At 64.0% G+C, this 17596-nt stretch carries 13 protein-coding genes; 6 read left to right on the plus strand and 7 right to left on the minus strand.

Annotated features, from left to right (window positions below):
* The first annotated feature begins 152 nt into the window (after positions 1-152).
* From hfq to ACUXVX_RS12570, 3 genes are all read left to right on the plus strand, one after another.
* Positions 153-386, plus strand: a complete 234-nt coding sequence (hfq, locus tag ACUXVX_RS12560) for an RNA chaperone Hfq (protein WP_074255556.1) — start codon at positions 153-155, stop codon at positions 384-386.
* Between the two features lie 41 nt (positions 387-427).
* Positions 428-1666, plus strand: a complete 1239-nt coding sequence (gene hflX, locus ACUXVX_RS12565) for a GTPase HflX (protein WP_446308562.1) — start codon at positions 428-430, stop codon at positions 1664-1666.
* 61 nt (positions 1667-1727) lie between these two features.
* Entirely contained in the window at positions 1728-2429 is a 702-nt protein-coding gene (locus tag ACUXVX_RS12570) for a hypothetical protein (RefSeq protein WP_446308563.1), read from the plus strand.
* 27 nt (positions 2430-2456) lie between these two features.
* On the opposite strand, the gene ACUXVX_RS12575 is transcribed toward ACUXVX_RS12570, so the two are convergent.
* The gene (locus ACUXVX_RS12575) at positions 2457-4919 is read right to left on the minus strand and encodes a penicillin acylase family protein (protein WP_446308564.1); all 2463 of its coding nucleotides are present in this window, start codon (positions 4917-4919) and stop codon (positions 2457-2459) included.
* Positions 4920-4999: 80 nt separating this feature from the next.
* On the opposite strand from ACUXVX_RS12575, the gene ACUXVX_RS12580 reads away from it, so the two are divergent.
* Positions 5000-5872 (plus strand): NAD(P)-dependent oxidoreductase, encoded by an 873-nt coding sequence (locus ACUXVX_RS12580; RefSeq protein WP_446308565.1) that lies wholly within the window; start codon positions 5000-5002, stop codon positions 5870-5872.
* Between the two features lie 17 nt (positions 5873-5889).
* On the opposite strand, the gene ACUXVX_RS12585 is transcribed toward ACUXVX_RS12580, so the two are convergent.
* From ACUXVX_RS12585 to hemB, 4 genes are all read right to left on the minus strand, one after another.
* Entirely contained in the window at positions 5890-7998 is a 2109-nt protein-coding gene (locus ACUXVX_RS12585) for a DEAD/DEAH box helicase (RefSeq protein WP_446308566.1), read from the minus strand.
* 108 nt (positions 7999-8106) lie between these two features.
* Positions 8107-9726, minus strand: coding sequence for a tannase/feruloyl esterase family alpha/beta hydrolase (locus tag ACUXVX_RS12590; protein WP_446308567.1), 1620 nt, complete (start codon positions 9724-9726; stop codon positions 8107-8109).
* 99 nt (positions 9727-9825) lie between these two features.
* A complete protein-coding gene (locus ACUXVX_RS12595; RefSeq protein WP_222469234.1) occupies positions 9826-10386 on the minus strand; it encodes a lipid-binding SYLF domain-containing protein in 561 nt (186 codons plus the stop codon).
* A gap of 147 nt (positions 10387-10533) precedes the next feature.
* Complete coding sequence (hemB, locus tag ACUXVX_RS12600; RefSeq protein ID WP_446308568.1) at positions 10534-11535, minus strand: porphobilinogen synthase; 1002 nt, start codon at positions 11533-11535, stop codon at positions 10534-10536.
* A gap of 141 nt (positions 11536-11676) precedes the next feature.
* Here hemB and ACUXVX_RS12605 point away from each other — a divergent pair, with 141 nt between their 5' ends.
* Positions 11677-12192, plus strand: a complete 516-nt coding sequence (locus ACUXVX_RS12605) for a component of SufBCD complex (protein WP_446311535.1) — start codon at positions 11677-11679, stop codon at positions 12190-12192.
* A 52-nt stretch (positions 12193-12244) separates the two neighbouring features.
* Positions 12245-15688, plus strand: a complete 3444-nt coding sequence (mfd, locus tag ACUXVX_RS12610) for a transcription-repair coupling factor (RefSeq protein ID WP_446308569.1) — start codon at positions 12245-12247, stop codon at positions 15686-15688.
* A 4-nt stretch (positions 15689-15692) separates the two neighbouring features.
* On the opposite strand, the gene ACUXVX_RS12615 is transcribed toward mfd, so the two are convergent.
* Both ACUXVX_RS12615 and ACUXVX_RS12620 read right to left on the minus strand, forming a co-directional pair.
* Positions 15693-16919, minus strand: coding sequence for a multidrug effflux MFS transporter (locus tag ACUXVX_RS12615; RefSeq protein WP_446308570.1), 1227 nt, complete (start codon positions 16917-16919; stop codon positions 15693-15695).
* On the minus strand, positions 16916-17560 hold the full coding sequence (locus ACUXVX_RS12620; protein WP_446308571.1) for a DsbA family oxidoreductase: 645 nt from the start codon (positions 17558-17560) through the stop codon (positions 16916-16918). Before ACUXVX_RS12620 ends, ACUXVX_RS12615 begins: the two co-directional genes overlap by 4 nt.
* Positions 17561-17596 lie beyond the last annotated feature (36 nt).

The following is a 17596-nucleotide window of genomic DNA, read 5'->3' on the forward strand; positions in this document are numbered from 1 at the left end:
GGCTGCCGCACTGGCGTTAGCGGCCTGAATTTGGGGGTGGAATCTTGCAGAGTCAGCCTCCATAGTGGCCTCGTGGACGGGGGCCCATGGTCTGAGGCAAGGTTCCTGAATGCGTGCACGACCGAAGGCAACGACAAGAACAAGGCATTGAAATGGCCAGTGACAAACAGAATTTGCAGGATGCATTTCTCAACCACGTGCGGAAGACCAAGGTCCCGGTGACCATCTTCCTGATCAATGGAGTGAAACTCCAGGGCGTGATCACATGGTTCGACAACTTCTGCGTCCTGCTGCGCCGCGACGGCCAATCGCAGCTTGTCTACAAGCACGCGATCTCCACCGTCATGCCTGCGCAGCCGATCAGCCTCTACGAGGGTGAAGAATAGCGGCATTTCACGATACCGAGGAGCGGCCCACCCGGGCGCTTGTGCTCCACCCCGACATCCAGACAGACCCCGAACGCCGTGAGGCCGGGCCAGCCTTAGACGAGGCGACGGCTTTGGCATTGGCGCTTCCGGGGCTGGACGTGGTGGCGGGAGAGGTCGTAAACGTGCGCCAACCGCAGCCCGGCACGCTCTTTGGCACCGGTAAGATGGATGAGATCAAGGCCCTGATCTCGGCGCAGGATATCGGGCTCGTTCTGATCGACGGGCCTGTGACCCCGGTGCAGCAACGCAATCTGGAAGAGGCTTGGAAGGTCAAACTGCTCGACCGAACAGGGTTGATTCTGGAGATTTTCGCAGACCGGGCCGCCACCCGAGAGGGTGTGCTGCAGGTCGAACTGGCGGCCCTCTCCTATCAACGCACCCGGCTTGTGCGGGCCTGGACCCACCTTGAGCGCCAGCGCGGCGGGCTCGGCTTTGTAGGCGGCCCTGGTGAGACCCAGATCGAGGCGGACCGCCGGGCGATCGACGAGGCGGTCACCCGCATTCGGCGTCAGCTTTCCAAGGTCACCAAAACCCGTGCTCTGCACCGCGCCTCCCGTGCCAAGGTGCCATTTCCGGTGGTTGCTCTGGTTGGTTATACCAACGCGGGCAAATCGACGCTGTTCAACCGGCTCACCGGCGCGGAGGTGATGGCGAAGGACATGCTCTTTGCCACGCTGGACCCGACGATGCGGGCCATCGAACTGGCAGGCGGGGTGAAGGTGATCCTCTCCGATACGGTGGGCTTTATCTCGGCGCTTCCGACCGAGCTGGTCGCGGCCTTCCGCGCGACGCTGGAAGAGGTGCTGGAGGCCGATTTGATCCTGCATGTGCGCGACATTGCCAGCCCCGCAACGGAAGAGCAGGCCGAGGATGTGGAGCGCATTCTGGAGAGCCTTGGCGTGCGAGAAGACGTGCCGCGGCTCGAGCTTTGGAACAAGATCGACCTTGCCGCCCCCGAGCAGGCTGATGCACTGCGCAATCAAGCGACCCGGCGAGAGGATGTTCTGGTTATCTCTGCCGCCTCGGCCGAGGGGCTCGATGCGCTGCAAGAGGTCGTCACCGCCCATCTGGAAGGTGCGCGCAGTGCGGAGAGCCTGAACTTGGCGTTTTCGGAGGGTCGCAAGCGTGCCTGGCTCCATGAGCGGGACGTGGTGGAACAGGAGACGCAGGGCGAAGACGGCTGGGCGCTGGATGTGCGCTGGTCTCTCCGGCAGAAGGCCGAGTTCGACAAGCTCTGAGCGATGGACATGGCGCTCCGAGGCGCTACACCTGTGCCACGCAAGCAGCGGAGGCCGGATCATGTTGAAAAGCCAAAGACACTACTACTGGATCGGCGGGGCGATCTGGGGCGTACTGATGCTGGGCGGTGTGGCGTTTGTGGCCGGGGCGACCATGTGGGGGGATGCCGAGGGCATCGGCGAGGCGTTCGACAACCGAGTGTTCCCGCAGTCGAAAGTGGTGACCGGCGATGCGGAGAAGGAGGGCGCCGTGGTGATCGAGGCGGGCTCTGTCGATATCGGGGCAGGCGGGCTGACGCTGACCGATCCGGTGGAAGACCCCACACGCGCGCCCTTTGACATAGATGTGCCCGAAGGTCGGTTCGAAGTGGAGATCTTCGTTCCGTCGGATGCGCCCAAGGTGATCGGGATGGTCGCGCTGCGGTTCTCGGATTCCGAGGTCACCACCTGGGAGAAACCGGGCCGAAAGAGCCACCCGCTCGATTTTGATTTCGGCATAGATGACCTCGTTGCGTTGGGAGACCCGGAGGCGGTGGCCGCCGTCGATGCGGAGGAGGTGAAGACCGCATTGGGGGCGAGCACGGGTCAGGTGCTCCATGCCACGGTGTCCGCCGAAGGGAGGCAGGTTCTGATCTACGATCCGAACTTCGAGACGTTCTCTGCCGATGTTTATGCAGGGTATGACGTCAACGGCGACGTGGCGCTTGTCGTGAAGGACTATGGATACTTTGGAACCCGCGCTGCGCTGGAGGACCGGGAGTAGAGCAGTCGCGGTGTTGTCGCTGAAGCCCTAGTCGGCAGGCGTCAGCACGGTCACACCTACATTGGCGGCGCGGGCCAGTTCGGGGTCGAGTGACATGGGGATGTATTCCCCCCGGCGCCAAAGCGCGCCCAAATCGTCGTAATGCCGCGACAACGGGTGCCCGGACTGGCCCGTGGAGGTGATGAAGACCGAACTGTCAGGATCCGAAAAGTCATAGACGCCGCGAAACCCGGCACCGTGGACGTTGGCATAGGGATCGGGATCGGTGCCCTTGGTCCGACCGCGCAGCAGCGTGAAATCGCCGCCGCTGGTGCTTTGATGGATGTTCACGATCCACTTCAACACCGGCACCTCACCCAGCACGGCATGGTCATGGTGCGCTTCATGCGCGTCGCCCCAGCGGAGGCTTTCCAGCTGGGTGCCGTAGCGCTCACCGATCCAGAGCAGGGCTTCGTCTAGTGCGATGCGGGCGATGTCGGTGCAGCTCTCCTGCGCGGTGGATTGAGTTACGTCACACCAGACGGCCGCGCCATCCACATCACGGAAAACCCGCTCAAGGAACAGAGGCTCGGGATGGGCGAATTCGGCGGAAAGCGGTCCCAGCTCGTCGCGGATGAGCCGGTTCTGCAGGTGCTTTAGCCATGCGGCAAAGATCAGCGGCTCGGGCAAGTGCTCGCTCATCTCGCCGTTCCAATTGGCCAGAAGTTCAAGCGCCCGCTGGCGCTGGCGTTCCTGCGTGCCTTCCGGGGCAGCTTCTCCAGTGAACCAAAGATCCTTGGCGATGAGCGGGAGCAGGGTACGGGCGGTCACGCTCACGGTGTCGAGCTGCGCGTCGATGAAGCTCTCACGAGTGTGCACCTCGCGGGTCTGCATCAGTCGGGTCCAGCGCTGGATGCGCTGGGTGTCGCCCCACGTGTAGCTCACATGATCGGGGAAAGCCCGGTCGACCGTTTTGTTGTTGGTGTTGCCGAGGATGCCACCGACCGGGTCCACGAACTCGGGGTTGCGGGCATAGGGGATGCGCCCGGCCCAGCGGTTCTCGGCCTTCCAGCCAAGCGCGGGCATCCGGCCTTGGCTGTTGTGCCGCGGGTTACGGCTGGGCATGGCGCCGACCATCTTCATAGCAACGCGGCCCGGCTCGGCGATGGTGAGGTTCTGCGAGGGCGCGATATAAAGCTCCATCGCGTCGATGGCCTCTTCGATGCTCTTGGCTCGCTGGAGCCCCAGCGCCGCCTGCATGGAGGTGTCACGGGGAGACAGAGCTGTCCATCCCAGCGCGGCGACGTGGCCGGCGGGGGTGACGCTGGAAAGGTTGTAATGGGAGCCGGGCAACACGGGGCCGTTCTCGCTGCGGCGGAGGGTTATGGTGATCGGCTCGCTGTCCTTGATCTGGATGATCGAGCTTTTGGTCGAGAAGGCCTTCCAGCCGCTGGGCGTGCGATACTCCTGCGGGTTGGCCGGGTTCAGCTCTTCCATGAACACGTCCTGATCGTCGAGGTAGGACGATGTGATCCCCCATGCGAGCGCGTCTGAGCGACCAGATAGCACGAAGGGGATGCCGGGGATGGTCGCGCCAATCACCCCGCCGCTCTCCAGTTCGATGCGGGCCAGATACCAAACCGTGGGCGCTGTCAGTTCGAGGTGCGGATCGTTGGCCAAGAGCGCCGCGCCAGCCGCCGAGCGTTTGGGCGCCGCGGCCCATGCGTTGGAAGCACCGGCAAACTGGCGGGGCTTGACCGGCGACATACGGTCGAGCGCATAGCGTCGCCACGGGCCCTGCGGCCCGTCGATCGGCACGAGGCTGGCGTAGTCGGGCAGGGCGGCCGTGCCGGGGCCCGGCACATCTGGAAGGATATCTGCCAGTCGGGCCTCGGGCAGTTGCAGCGACACCCGTGCGCGCAGAACTTCTTCGGAGAGTTGCCCCGAGAGCTGCAAGGCCATGATCTTGCCCATCGCCACGGTGTCGGCTGGGCGCCAAGGCGCGATCTGGCGTGAGAAGAGGAAGAACTCCGGTGCGCCGCGGCCCAATGCACCCTCGTTTACTGTGGCGATCCAGGCGTTGATACCGGCTGAATAGGCTTCAAGCGCAGCCCGGGTCTCGGCATCCAGCGAAGACACGGAAGCTGAAGCAGCCTCGTAGAGGCCGAAACGGCGCAAGAGTTCATCAGTTTTGGCGGTGCGAACGCCGAACAGCTCAGATAGCCGGCCCTGAGCCGCCCGGCGGGCCATGGTGATCTGCCAGAGGCGGTCCTGCGCGTGGGCGAACCCGAGACCGAAATACACATCTTCATCGGTGGAGCCGAAGATGTGGGGGACATTCGCGTTGTCCCGCACGATCTCGACCGGACCGCTCAGACCCGCCACGGTGAGACGTGCGTTGTAGTCGGGCAGGGAGCGGGAGGCGAGATAATAGACGATGCATCCGGCTAAAAAGGCCAGCAGCAGACCCGCCGTTACGACCCGCAGAAGCCAGCGAAAGATGCGCGCCATATCTGTCCCTTGGTTGACCTTCTGCCCCGGCGGGGTAATCAGGTTGCAAGCGTAATGGAACCCCGCGGGAGGATAAAGACATGGCGAAGGTGGCATTTCTCGGACTTGGCGTAATGGGCTACCCGATGGCGGGGCATCTGGCAAAGGCCGGGCATGAGGTGACGGTGTACAACCGCACCTTTGCCAAGGCGGAAAAGTGGGTGGCCGAGCACGGCGGCAAAGCGGCCAAGACGCCTGCCGAGGCAGCTGCCGGGCAGGACTTTGTGATGGCCTGCGTCGGCAACGACGATGACCTGCGCTCGGTTTGCGTGGGCGAGGGCGGGGCACTGGCGGCCATGTCGCCCGGTACCGTCTTTGTCGACCACACCACGGTGAGCGCGGCAGTGACGCGCGAGATGTATGCTGCCGCTGATGCGGGGCAGGTGAGCTTTGTCGATGCTCCGGTTTCTGGCGGTCAGGCCGGGGCCGAGAACGGCGCGCTGGCTGTGATGTGCGGCGGCGATGCGGGGGCCTACGAGCGAGCCGAGCAGATTATTGCCGCCTATGCCAAGAACTGCCAGCTCATGGGCGAGAGCGGCGCGGGTCAGCTCACCAAATGCGTGAACCAGATCTGCATTGCCGGTCTCGTGCAGGGCCTGTCTGAGGGGATCGCCTTTGCCCAAAAGGCCGGGCTTGATGCCAAAGCCGTAGTACAGGTGATCAAGGACGGCGCCGCAGGCAGCTGGCAGATGGCCAACCGCTACGAGACCATGGTGGATGACAAATTCACCCACGGCTTTGCGGTGGACTGGATGCGCAAGGATCTCGACATCTGCCTGTCGACCGGCAACGAGATCGGCGCGGCGCTGCCCGTCACCGCGCTGGTGGACCAGTTCTACAAGGACGTTCAGGCGATGGGCGGCGGGCGGTGGGATACCTCCTCACTGATCAAGCGCCTGAAAGCCTTCGACTGATCATAGGCTGACCAAGGTCAGCTCTTGCCACGCTTGGGCCCGGCGGGTTTGCCGCCGGGTTTTCCACCCGGTTTGCCCTTGAAGCCAGTGCCCGGCTTGCCGCCGGGTTTGCCGCTGAACTTGCCTTTGGGGCCTCCGCCGGGTTTGCCGCCGAACTTGCCCGCAGGTTTGCCGCCCGGCTTTCCGCCACTTCGGGACGGCCGTGCCTCGCCGCCCTGCGCGGCGTCCGCAGCTCGTGCGCGATTTTTCTTGCTGCCCGGTTTGCCCGGAGGCGGCGGCGGGCCCTTGCGACGGGGGTTACCCATTGGGGCGCTCGGGTCGGAGGCGCCGCTGCGATAGGTTGCGGCGGGCGAGCCGTGGCGCGGTTTGCGGGCCGGTTTGGGTTCTGACGCGGTCTCGGTTGCAGCTTGTGGCTCGGGCTGCGGGGCCTTTGCCTTTTCCTCGCTGCGCGGGCGCTCGGGCCGTGGCTCGCGTTTAGGCTTGCCGGGTTTGTCGAACTTGGCCTTCCGGTCAGGTTTGGGGCCGGGCTTGGGACCACGGGCCGGGCGGTTCAACTCATCGGGCAGGCCATCGACCTGCGCCAGCCGGGTGCTGCCCTCGATGGTCATGCTGTCGCCCAAGTGATCGAGTAGTCGGCGGACCGCGCCTTCACGAACCTGCACGTAGCTTGCATCCGGCCCGACGCGGATGGCACCAATATCATCCCGCGTCAGCCCACCGCCCTTGCAGAGCATCGGAAGCAACCGGCGCGGCTCTGCACCCTGATTGCGGCCCTGGCTCACCGAGAACCAGACGGAGGCGCCAAATTCCTCGCGCGGGCGCGGCTTGAGATCACCGCCCGACAGTTCTTCGGGCGCGGAGTGCTGGCTGGCGTAGTTACGCAGGAAGGCCGCGGCAAGCTGCTCGGGGCTGAACCGCTCCACAAGACGGGCGATGCCCTCGGCCTCCTCCTCGCGCTGAGCCTCCTCCCAGACAGGGTCTACCAGCATCCGCTCGGCATCGCGGGCCTGCACGGCCTCTGCCGAGGGCGGTTCGGCCCATTTGGCGGTGAGCTGGGCCATGCCCAGAACCCGCAGCGCCTTTTTCTTGCTGCGCGGAGTGACGACGAGCACGCTCACGCCCTTGCGGCCCGCGCGACCGGTACGGCCGGAGCGGTGCAAGAGGGTTTCATGGCTGCCCGGCAACTCGGCATGCACCACGAGGTCGAGATTGGGCAGGTCAATGCCGCGAGCGGCCACATCTGTGGCCACGCAAACCCGCGCCCGGCCGTCGCGCATTGCTTGCAGTGCATTGGTGCGCTCCTGCTGCGATAGCTCACCAGAGAGCGAGACCACCTTGAAGCCCCGATTGGCCAGGCGCGTGGTGATACGGCCCACCGTGGCGCGTGTGTTGGCAAAGACGATTGCGTTGGGCGCCTCGTAGTAGCGCAACACATTGATCACGCAGTGCTCGAGGTCGGCCTCGGCGACCGCCATCGCGAGATACTCGATATCGGCGTGCTGGGAGGCCTCGGCCTTGGTCTCGATCCGGACTGCATCCCGCTGATAGCTTTTGGCCATATGCTCGATGGCGGGCGGCACGGTGGCGGAAAAGAGCAGGGTCTGCCGGTCTTCGGGGGCTTCGCCGAGGATGAATTCCAGCTCCTCGCGGAAGCCGAGGTCGAGCATCTCGTCGGCCTCGTCGAGCACGATGGCGCGGATGCCGCCCATCTCCATTGAGCCGCGCAGGATGTGGTCGCGCAGGCGGCCCGGCGTGGCCACAACGATGTGGGCACCGCGGGCCAGAGCCCGGCGCTCATCGCGCATATCCATGCCGCCCACACAGGAGGCGACTACGGCTCCGGCCTTGGCGTAGAGCCAAGACAGCTCGCGTTTTACCTGTAAGGCCAGTTCGCGCGTCGGGGCGATGACCAAGGCCAGCGGGGCCTCTGCAGGCTCGAACGCCTCGGCCTCGCCGAGCAGGGTGGGCGCGATGGCGATGCCGAAGCCGAGCGTTTTGCCCGAGCCGGTCTGCGCCGACACCAGCATGTCGGCCCCGGCGTGCTCGGGCGCGCCAACGGCCTCCTGCACCGGGGTCAGAGAGGTGTAGCCACGATCGGCTATGGCGTCGGCAAGGGCTTGTTTCACAGGGAAGTATCCGGGGAGAGATGAGCGTAAGGCCGCGTCTCTACAGGCGCCGCGCGGTCCTGTATAGCGAAATTCTGCGCGGGGCCGCATGAACGACCCCGCGTTGTTTCATTCAGCGCAGGAGAATGTGCTGCCTTCGAAACGCAGCACCTGCGGCCACGGGCAGAGCATGCGCTCGCCGCCCGCTTTGCCGCCCGCCTCGGTGTTGCCTTCGCGGAAGGCGGTTGGCACGGCCTCTGGCGCGGTGCCGTCTTCAACCCAGCCGATCAGCGCACCGAGGAGGTCCGCACTGTCTGCCGCATTGCCGCCGCGCCCGTGGGGCATACCCGGAATGGCATAGAACCGAGTGAACTGCGGTGCAGCCGGATTATTTGCGGTCAGCTTTCCGTACCAGTTGGCGGTGTCACTAAAGGAAAAGACCGGGTCCGCCGTGCCGTGGAACACGACCAGCTTGCCGCCCGCCTCTTCGAGCTCATTCAGGACCGGGTTATCGGCGCTGGGAGGACTCATCACCTGCATCGGGCTTTCGGGGAAATCTTCGGTCACCGCGTCGACCTTTGGGGCCTCAACATCGAAGTCGTAGGCCATGAGATAGGCTTCGAGCGCGTCGGGGGAGCCGTCGACCATGGTGGGCGGGGTGGAGAAAACATGGGCTAGGCTGCCTGCGCCCATCACAGCGATGATCGGCTTCATGCCCCAAGGCGGCACCGTGCTTTCGATCTTCCAGAACCGCCAGTTGCCCGAGGCTATGCCCGGATCCCATGGCCAATCGCTATAGAGCGCGGTGCCGGAGCCATCGGTTGGCCCGGCATGGATCGCCTCAAGCGCGGCGACCTTCTCGGCGGAGAGGCATTCCGAATTCTGGCCGGTATCACAGACCATCTCCGCCGGGTTGAAGGCCTGCTGGCAGCCTGCGGTGTCGGCGACAACGCCATCTTCCAGCCCATCGAGCGCATCACAGGCGGCGTTGATCTTACCCGCGACGAATGCCAGTTCGTCGGTGCTGAAGCTCTCGGCCAGCGTTGGGGCGACGGAGCGGAACTGCTGCACATCCCATGCATGCTGGATTGCCGCGCGGGGCAGGCGGAAGCCGGGGTAGCCCGCGAGCAGGCCATCAAAGGCACCCGGCATCCGCTTTGCGGCGACCATCGCGTGCCGCCCGCCGTTGGAAGTGCCGTAACCGTAGACATGGGCGGGGGCCTCACCGTAATGCGCCTCGACCAAGGCCAGCGCGACCGGGTGCAGCTTGGCCACGGCGCCATAGCCGTAATCGCGCCGCGCCTCGTAATCGAGCCCGAAGAGGTTGCCCCCGACAAGCCCGGCATCGGGATGCGCCTTGCCGTCATGGCCCGCATCGGAGCTGACAACGGCAAAACCACGCTCAAGCGCGGGCGCACCAACGCCGGTGCCAGCACCGAGCGCGGGCTTCACCTCGCCGTCATTGCCGCCGTTGAACTGATGCATAAACCGGCCCTGCCATGCCTCGGGCAAGCGCAGTTCGAAGCCGATTGCATAGGGCTTGCCATCGGCGCCGGTGCGTTCGGCCATTGTGCCGCGCAGGAGGCACTGTGGGATCATGGATTGATCGTCGCCCTCCGGCAGGGCAGTGGCCTCGGTGATCGTGACGCCCTCGGGCGCGGCGCTGGCCATGTCGGCGCAGGCGATCTGGGCCAATGCGGGGGCAGGGGCGAGGGCTGCTACCACCGCTGCAATTGTGGACTTTTTCATGCTGGTTCCTCCCGGTTTCAGCTTATGCGTGTGGGCCCGGGCTGTCATGACAAAAAAGGCACCCCGAAGGGTGCCCATTGGTCCTGCATGTCGCCGATGTCAGGGGATGATCCTGTTGTACTTGCTGCCCTCGAGGGTGGCGCCGAGGATAAGTCCGGCCTGGCCGAAGACCACGGCGATGACCGGGGCCAGGGCGGTGAGGGTCTCGGCGGAGAGATTGCCTGCGTTGTCGTTGAGCGCGTACTCGGCATCGGCCCCGACCGACCAGCCGGTGGAGGTGCGGAAGTCGCGCAGCGCCGCCGGGGTCATGAAGAAGAGCGCATGCGCATATTGCTGCGCGCCGATCTGGAGGCCGAAGTTGGCCTGAAGGGCGGCGTAGTAGTCGACGGTTGCATTGTCGATCCGGAGCGCCCCACGCCCATAGCTGCCGCCCACGCCGAGGCCCGCCTTGGTGACGAGCGGCATGTAGAGCACACCTGCCGCCTTCTGCTCGAGATCGGCGGTGCCGGGATAGCGCGAGAAGAGGTAGTTGCGGGTGCTGTCGACCCGCGCGTCGATCTTGGGGCCGTTGTTGTTGCCGATCCCGTTGCCACAGGCCGAAAGCGCGGTGGTCGCACCGAGCCCGGCCAAGAATACACGTCGATTGGGGAATTTGCTCATGATATCCGCCTGTCCTTATGCCTCGATCCGGCTGTTTTGCGCCGGTTTTATCTATCTATAGGGGCGTCCGGCGGGGTTGTCACCACAAGTTGAGGTGAAATGGGCGGATTTTGGCCCGTAGTGTGCGCAGTGAAGGCGCACCTCGGATCAACCGGACTTCAGCCGCCTTGCCATGCGGGGCGCGAAATAGGTCAGCACCCCCATGCAACCGGCCCGCTTGAAGGCCATCAGGCTCTCCACCATCACCTTCTCGCCGTCGATCCAGCCATTGGCGGCGGCGGCTTCGATCATCGCGTATTCGCCGCTCACCTGATAGGCGAAAGTTGGTGCGCCGAAGGTGTCGCGGACGCGGCGGATGATGTCGAGATAGGGCAGGCCGGGTTTGACCATGACCATATCGGCACCCTCTGAGAGGTCGCGCTGGACAAGGCGGAGAGCCTCGTCAGAATTAGCCGGATCCATCTGGTAGGTGTTTTTGTCGCCGGTCAGCGCGGCGGATGCGCCCACGGCATCGCGGAACGGCCCGTAGAAGGCCGAAGCATATTTGGCGGCGTAGCTCAGGATCGAGACGTTCCGGTGCCCGGCCTCTTCCAGTGCCGAACGGATCGCGCCGATCCGGCCATCCATCATGTCGGACGGGCCGAGGATGTCGGCCCCGGCCTCGGCCTGCGCCAGCGCCATCTTGACCAGCGCCTCGACCGTCTCATCATTGACGATCTGGCCGTCAACGACAAAGCCGTCATGGCCATTGATGTTGTAGGGGTCGAGGGCGATGTCGGTCATGACGGCCACCTCGGGCGCCGCTGCCTTGATTGCGCGGATGGCCCGGTTGGTGAGGTTCTCGGGGTCCCACGCCATCGCGCAATCTTCTGTCCGGGCCTCTGGCCCGGTGTAAGGGAAGAGGCAGATCGCCGGGATGCGCAGTTCGGCTGCCTCCTGTGCGGCCTCCGCCACCAGATCCACCGTCAGCCGCTCGACGCCCTGCATGGAGGGGACCGGCGTGCGCTCACCCTCACCATCGCGCAGGAAGACCGGCCAGATCAGATCATCCGCAGTCACCTCGTTTTCCCGAACCAATCCGCGGATCGCGGGGCTTACGCGGGTGCGCCGTAGACGGGCGGCGGGGTAGGGGGCGACGGTGGGACGCATGGGCAACCTCGTTTTTCAGCCACAGAACGCCCGTGCCACGGATTTTGCGCCGCGACAAGGCTTCCATTCCCTGCGCATGTGGCTAGATTGCGCGAACTTCTACAACAGGCCCAAAGTGGCCAAAGGGGCAGACACAGGGTGCTGGACTGGTACGAAACCGTCTTCGAGTTGATCGACATGCGATCCTTCTCGAACCTGTGGTACTGGATCGCCCTCGCAGTCATGTGGTCGACCTCTTCGCATTTTGTCCTCGGCGTTCCGTGGGACCTTGTGCAGCGCGCAAAGCGTAGTGGTGGCGAGGCAGAGGCCGACTTGCACGACATGGTGCGGGTCAACGTGAACCGCATTCTCTACATCGCCGATCAGGCCGGGCTCTGGCTGATCGGGATCGTCTTTTTCACCCTGACGTCGCTGGCAATCATCGGGTTCTGGTATGGCTCCGAGTTCAGCCAGGCTGTGTTCCTGCTGGCGGCGCCGATGAGCATTGTGCTCGGGCTTGGCGTGCGCTGCGCGCGCGGGATCCGCGCGGCCGATGGCGACGGCCTCTATGACCGCATGCACCGGCACCGTTTTACCACGCAGGTGATCGGAATGCTCTCTATCTTCGTCACCGCGATGTGGGGCATGTTCCAGAACCTTTCGATCGGCGCGATCTGACGCCGATGGCGGGTTGCACCCGCCCTGCGCCCGGACTACCTCAGAACTCCTGATGACCGAGACGACGCGCATAACTCTGGGCGGCGCGCCCGAGGGATTCGACGCCCTTCTGATCGCCCGCGAGCTGGAGCGCGGCGCGCCGGTGGTGCATTGTGCTCGGGATGACAAGCGCCTGGCCGAGATGCGCGCGGCGCTGAACTTCTTTGCGCCGAACGTGCCGGTGATCGAGTTTCCGGGGTGGGATTGCCTGCCCTATGACCGAGTATCGCCCAACCCCGATATCTCCGCCCGGCGCATGGCCACGCTTTCGGCACTGGCCGGCGGCCTCTCCGGCAAGTTCGTGCTGCTGACCACGCTCAATGCGGCCACCCAGCGGGTGCCCGCGAAGGACCTCGTGGCAGCCTCCAGCTTTGTCGCCACCGTGGGCGAACGGGTGGATGAAGAGGCGCTGCGCAGCTTTCTGGTGCGCATGGGGTTTTCTCAAGCGCCGACCGTGCTGGAGCCGGGCGACTTTGCGATCCGGGGCGGGATCATCGACATCTATCCGCCGGGAGATGGCGGGCCTGTGAGGCTCGACCTCTTCGGTGACATTCTGGACGGCGCGCGCCGGTTTGACCCGGCTACACAGCGGACCACCGAGAAGTTGGACAGGGTGGAGCTCTCTCCCGCCTCAGAGATGGTGCTGGACGACGCCTCGATCACCCGGTTCCGCCAGAACTACCGCATCGAATTCGGTGCGGCAGGTTCGGATGACCCGCTCTATGAAGCGGTTTCCGCGGGCCGCAAGCATGCGGGCTTCGAGCATTGGCTGCCGCTCTTCCACGAGCGGCTGGACACGCTGTTTGACTACCTTCCAGACGCGGCGGTCATGCTGGATGATCAGTTCACCCCAGCGCGGCTGGCGCGCTGGGAGAGCATCACCGACAGCTACGACAATCGGCGCGAGGCCGCGAGCTCGAAAGCGCGGATCGGGGGTAGCTACAAGGCCGCCGCGCCATCCGGCCTTTACCTCAATGACGATGCCTGGGAGGCGGCTATGCGGGGCCGCCGGGTGGTTCAGCTTTCGCCCCTGCCTCAGGGGACCGGACCGGGTGTGCTGGATGCCGAGGGTCGGATCGGGCGCAACTTCTCGCCGGAGCGCCAACAGGAATCGGTAAGCCTTTTCGGGGCGTTGAAAGCCCATATTGAAGCCCAGCGGCGGCAAGGGCAGGTGGTGATCGCTTCCTACTCGGAAGGTGCCCGCGAGCGGCTCTCCGGGCTCATGGCCGATGAGGGACTGGAGGGCGCGACGCCGATCACCGACTGGCGCGATGTGCCGGAGGGCAAAGGCGGCGTTTACCTTGCGATCTGGCCGCTGGAGCATGGATTCACCGAGCCGGGGCTGACGGTGATCTCGGAGCAGGATGTGCTTGGCGACCGGCTGATCCGTTCGCCCAAGCGCAAACGCCGGGCCGACAACTTCCTGACCGAAGCGCAGAGCCTAAGCACCGGCGACCTCGTGGTCCATGTTGATCATGGCGTGGGCCGGTACATGGGCCTTGAGGTCGTGAACGCTATTGGCGCCGACCACGAGATGATCCACCTCGAGTATGCTGAGCAGGCCCGGCTTTACCTGCCGGTCGAGAATATCGAACTCCTTAGCCGCTATGGCCATGAGGAGGGGCTGCTCGACAAGTTGGGCGGTGGGGCATGGCAGGCCAAGAAAGCGCGGCTCAAAGAGCGGATCCGGATTGCGGCAGAAAAGCTCATGCGTACCGCTGCAGAGCGGCTTTTGCGCAAGGCTCCCGTGCTGGAGCCCGTGGCCCATGCTTGGGAGGAGTTCTCCGCGCGTTTTCCCTACACCGAGACGGACGATCAGCTGAAGGCAATCGCCGAGGTTCTGGAAGACCTTGAAGCGGGCCGCCCGATGGACCGGCTGGTTTGCGGCGACGTGGGCTTTGGCAAGACCGAGGTGGCAATGCGCGCCGCTTTCGTGGCCGCGATGCAGGGCAAACAGGTTGCGGTGATCGCACCCACTACGCTGCTGGCCCGGCAACACGCCAAAAGCTTTGCCGAACGGTTCCGGGGCTTCCCGCTCAAGGTGCGCCAGCTTTCGCGCTTCGTGCCGGCCAAACAGGCCAGTGGCACCCGCAAGGGGCTGGCAGACGGCACCGTCGATATCGTAATTGGTACCCATGCGGTGCTGGCCAAGACCATTCGCTTCAAGGATCTGGGCCTGCTGATCATCGACGAAGAACAGCACTTCGGCGTGGGCCACAAAGAGCGACTGAAGGAGATGCGCTCCGATATCCACGTGCTGACGCTGACCGCTACGCCGATCCCGCGCACGCTTCAACTTTCGCTCACAGGTGTACGGGATCTTTCGATAATCGGGACTCCTCCGGTCGATCGCCTCGCGATCCGCACCTATGTGTCAGAATTTGATCCTGTGACGATCCGTGAGGCCTTGCTGCGTGAGCATTATCGTGGCGGCCAGAGCTTTTACGTGGTGCCCCGCATCAAGGATCTGCCCGAGGTGGAGGAGTTCCTGAAAGAGCAGGTACCCGAGGTCAGTTACGTGGTTGCCCACGGCCAGATGGCCGCCGGTGAGTTGGATGACAAGATGAATGCCTTTTACGATGGCAAGTTCGGCATCCTGCTGGCGACTACTATCGTGGAGTCCGGCCTCGATATTCCGACGGCGAACACAATGGTCGTGCACCGCGCCGACATGTTCGGACTGGCGCAGCTCTACCAGATCCGCGGCCGGGTCGGACGGGCGAAAACACGGGCCTACGCCTACCTCACCACAAGGCCGCGCATCCCGCTCACCGACAGCGCCGAGAAACGGCTGCGGGTGCTCGGCTCGCTCGACAGCCTCGGCGCGGGGTTCACGCTGGCGAGCCAGGACCTCGACATCCGCGGAGCTGGCAACCTTGTAGGCGAGGAGCAATCGGGCCATGTGCGCGAGGTGGGGTATGAACTCTATCAATCCATGCTCGAAGACGCGATTGCCAAGATCAAATCGGGCGAGTTCGACGGGCTGACGGATGATGATGGCCAATGGGCGCCTCAGATTAACCTTGGTGTTCCTGTCCTGATCCCAGAGACCTACGTGCCAGATCTTGACGTTCGCCTTGGCCTCTATCGGCGGCTCTCATCGCTCAGCACCAAGGTCGAGCTGGAAGGTTTTGCCGCCGAGTTGATCGACCGGTTCGGGCCGCTGCCGAAAGAGGTGAACACGCTGATGCTCATCGTCCGGATCAAGGCGATGTGTAAACGCGCGGGCATTGCCAAGCTCGATGGTGGGCCGAAAGGGGGGACGGTGCAATTCCACAATGACAAGTTCGGCAACCCGGCCGGGCTTGTGGAGTACATTCAAGCGCAGAACGGGCTGGCGAAGATCCGTGACAACAAGTTGGTCGTCCGGCGCGACTGGGCCAAGTCCTCTGACAAGATTAAAGGTGCTTTTGCGATTGCCCGAGACCTTGCCGAGAAAGTAAAGAAAGCCGCGTAAGCACCTAGGATTTATCCGGATTGCCCATCCAGAGCATCAGACCAAGTGCGACGAGGCCTGACAGGAAACACCCAAGGATGATGGGCGTTGTGGTGCCGTCGAAGAACTGGCCGATGGGCGTGCCCACCACCACGGCAAGGGCCGTCGAGATTGCTCCGATCACCGAGGTGGCCGTGCCTGCCAGCTTGCCCATGGGCTCGAGAGCAAGGGCGTTCAAGTTCCCCATCGTAAGGCCCATCTGGTAGAAAATCGTGATCACCCAGATCACATAGACAACGAAATGCGCCGTGGAGGCGTGGGCAGTCAACTGCGTGATCACAAGCGCTGAGAGCGTGATGACCGAAACGGCGACCAACGCCCGGATCACCATGCCGCGCATGCCGACCGTCATCACGAAGCGCGCGTTCAGAAAGCTGGATGTGCTGGCACAGAGCGCGATGAACGCGAACCAAAGCGCGAAGCTGGCCTCTTTTTCGAACACCTCGTCAAAAACCGGCTGGGTGGTGGAGATGATTGTGAGAAGCTGTGCGAAAATAAAGATTTGCACGGCGATCGTGAACCGCACGGTCCGGTTGGAAACGACCGTTTTGACGTTCGCCAGCAAGGTTTCGGTGGAGAAGGGGACTCTGGCGACCTGCGGTAAGGTCTCGGGTTGGCGGAAGAACAGCCACAGTGACGAAATTCCGATGAAAAGAACGAACACCAAGAAAATCGAGCGCCAGCCAAAGAGTGTGATCACACCTTCGCCGATGAGGGGCGCGAAGGCGGGGAAGAGAGAAAAGACGAGGAAGATGAAGCTCGTAAGCTTGGCCATCTCGCGGCCGGAGTACTGATCACGGACAATTGCAAGGCCAACAATCCTTGGACCGGCGGCGCCAAGGCCCTGAATGACACGAGCGGCGAGCAGCAGTTCCAGTGAGGGCGCGACCCAGGCCAGCACTGAACCACCAATATAAAGCCCTGCGCAGGCGAGGATGGTAGGTTTGCGGCCGAAGGCGTCGGACAGCGGGCCGGTGACGAGGGTGCCGAGCCCCATGCCGAGCATGAAGAAGGTGATGATGAGTTGCGCGCGGTTGGGGCTATCCGGCGTCAGCTCGTCGACAATGGTCGGCATCGCCGGCAGCATCGCATCGGTGGAAAAGGCGATGGTGGCAAAGAGCATTGCCATCAGGGCGGTGAACTCCGTCCGGCTCAACCGCCCAGCGGACGGCGCCCTTTCGGCAAGGCTCATTGAATGGATCCGATCTGGCCGTTGATCTCGTCGATGAGTTTCAGCCACAGCTCGGGCTGTTGACTGCCGGGCACCACATGCTGATTGGCGATGATGTGGGTCGGCACCGCACTAACGCCGCGCTCCCGGGCGTGGGCATCGCGGGCGCGGATGTCATCCGCGTCGGCATCGCTCGCCAAAAGGCGCTGAATGACCGCTGCGTCACACCCTGCGCTATCGGCGATGTCGGCCAAGACTTCGTGGTCCTCAATATCGCGGCCCTGCATGAAGTAGGCGTCGAAAAGCATTGAAACGACCGGGATCTGCCGTTGCTCCAGCCCGGCCCAGTGGATCACCCGATGGGCATCCAGCGTGTTGGGGGTGCGCTCGATTGCGGCCAGGTTGAGCATCAACCCGGCCTCCTCGGCCACCTCGGCAATCCGACCATAGACCTCCAGCGCGCCCTCCTTGCCGCCAAATTTGGCCTCAAGATACTCGCGCCGGTCCATCCCGCCTTTGGGCATGTCCGGGTTCAGCTGGAACGGGTGATACTCGATGGTAAAGGGGTTCTGCGCGGCTTCGGTGAGCGCCCTGTCGAGGAGGGTCTTGCCGATGAAGCACCAAGGGCAGATCGGGTCGGAGAAGATATCGAGCTTGATCATGGGTCAGATGTGTCACGCGGGCGGGAAGGAGGAAAG

Source organism: Vannielia sp. SX4 (assembly GCF_052828525.1).

What these genes read in the sequence shown, in the direction of transcription:
- mfd (WP_446308569.1), top strand. Translation starts at nt 12,245, where the DNA reads ATGACCGAGACGACGCGCATAACTCTGGGCGGCGCGCCCGAGGGATTC.
- ACUXVX_RS12570 (WP_446308563.1), top strand. Translation starts at nt 1,728, where the DNA reads ATGTTGAAAAGCCAAAGACACTACTACTGGATCGGCGGGGCGATCTGG.
- ACUXVX_RS12575 (WP_446308564.1), bottom strand. Translation starts at nt 4,919, where the DNA reads ATGGCGCGCATCTTTCGCTGGCTTCTGCGGGTCGTAACGGCGGGTCTG.
- ACUXVX_RS12595 (WP_222469234.1), bottom strand. Translation starts at nt 10,386, where the DNA reads ATGAGCAAATTCCCCAATCGACGTGTATTCTTGGCCGGGCTCGGTGCG.
- ACUXVX_RS12590 (WP_446308567.1), bottom strand. Translation starts at nt 9,726, where the DNA reads ATGAAAAAGTCCACAATTGCAGCGGTGGTAGCAGCCCTCGCCCCTGCC.
- hemB (WP_446308568.1), bottom strand. Translation starts at nt 11,535, where the DNA reads ATGCGTCCCACCGTCGCCCCCTACCCCGCCGCCCGTCTACGGCGCACC.
- ACUXVX_RS12620 (WP_446308571.1), bottom strand. Translation starts at nt 17,560, where the DNA reads ATGATCAAGCTCGATATCTTCTCCGACCCGATCTGCCCTTGGTGCTTC.
- hfq (WP_074255556.1), top strand. Translation starts at nt 153, where the DNA reads ATGGCCAGTGACAAACAGAATTTGCAGGATGCATTTCTCAACCACGTG.
- ACUXVX_RS12580 (WP_446308565.1), top strand. Translation starts at nt 5,000, where the DNA reads ATGGCGAAGGTGGCATTTCTCGGACTTGGCGTAATGGGCTACCCGATG.
- ACUXVX_RS12615 (WP_446308570.1), bottom strand. Translation starts at nt 16,919, where the DNA reads ATGAGCCTTGCCGAAAGGGCGCCGTCCGCTGGGCGGTTGAGCCGGACG.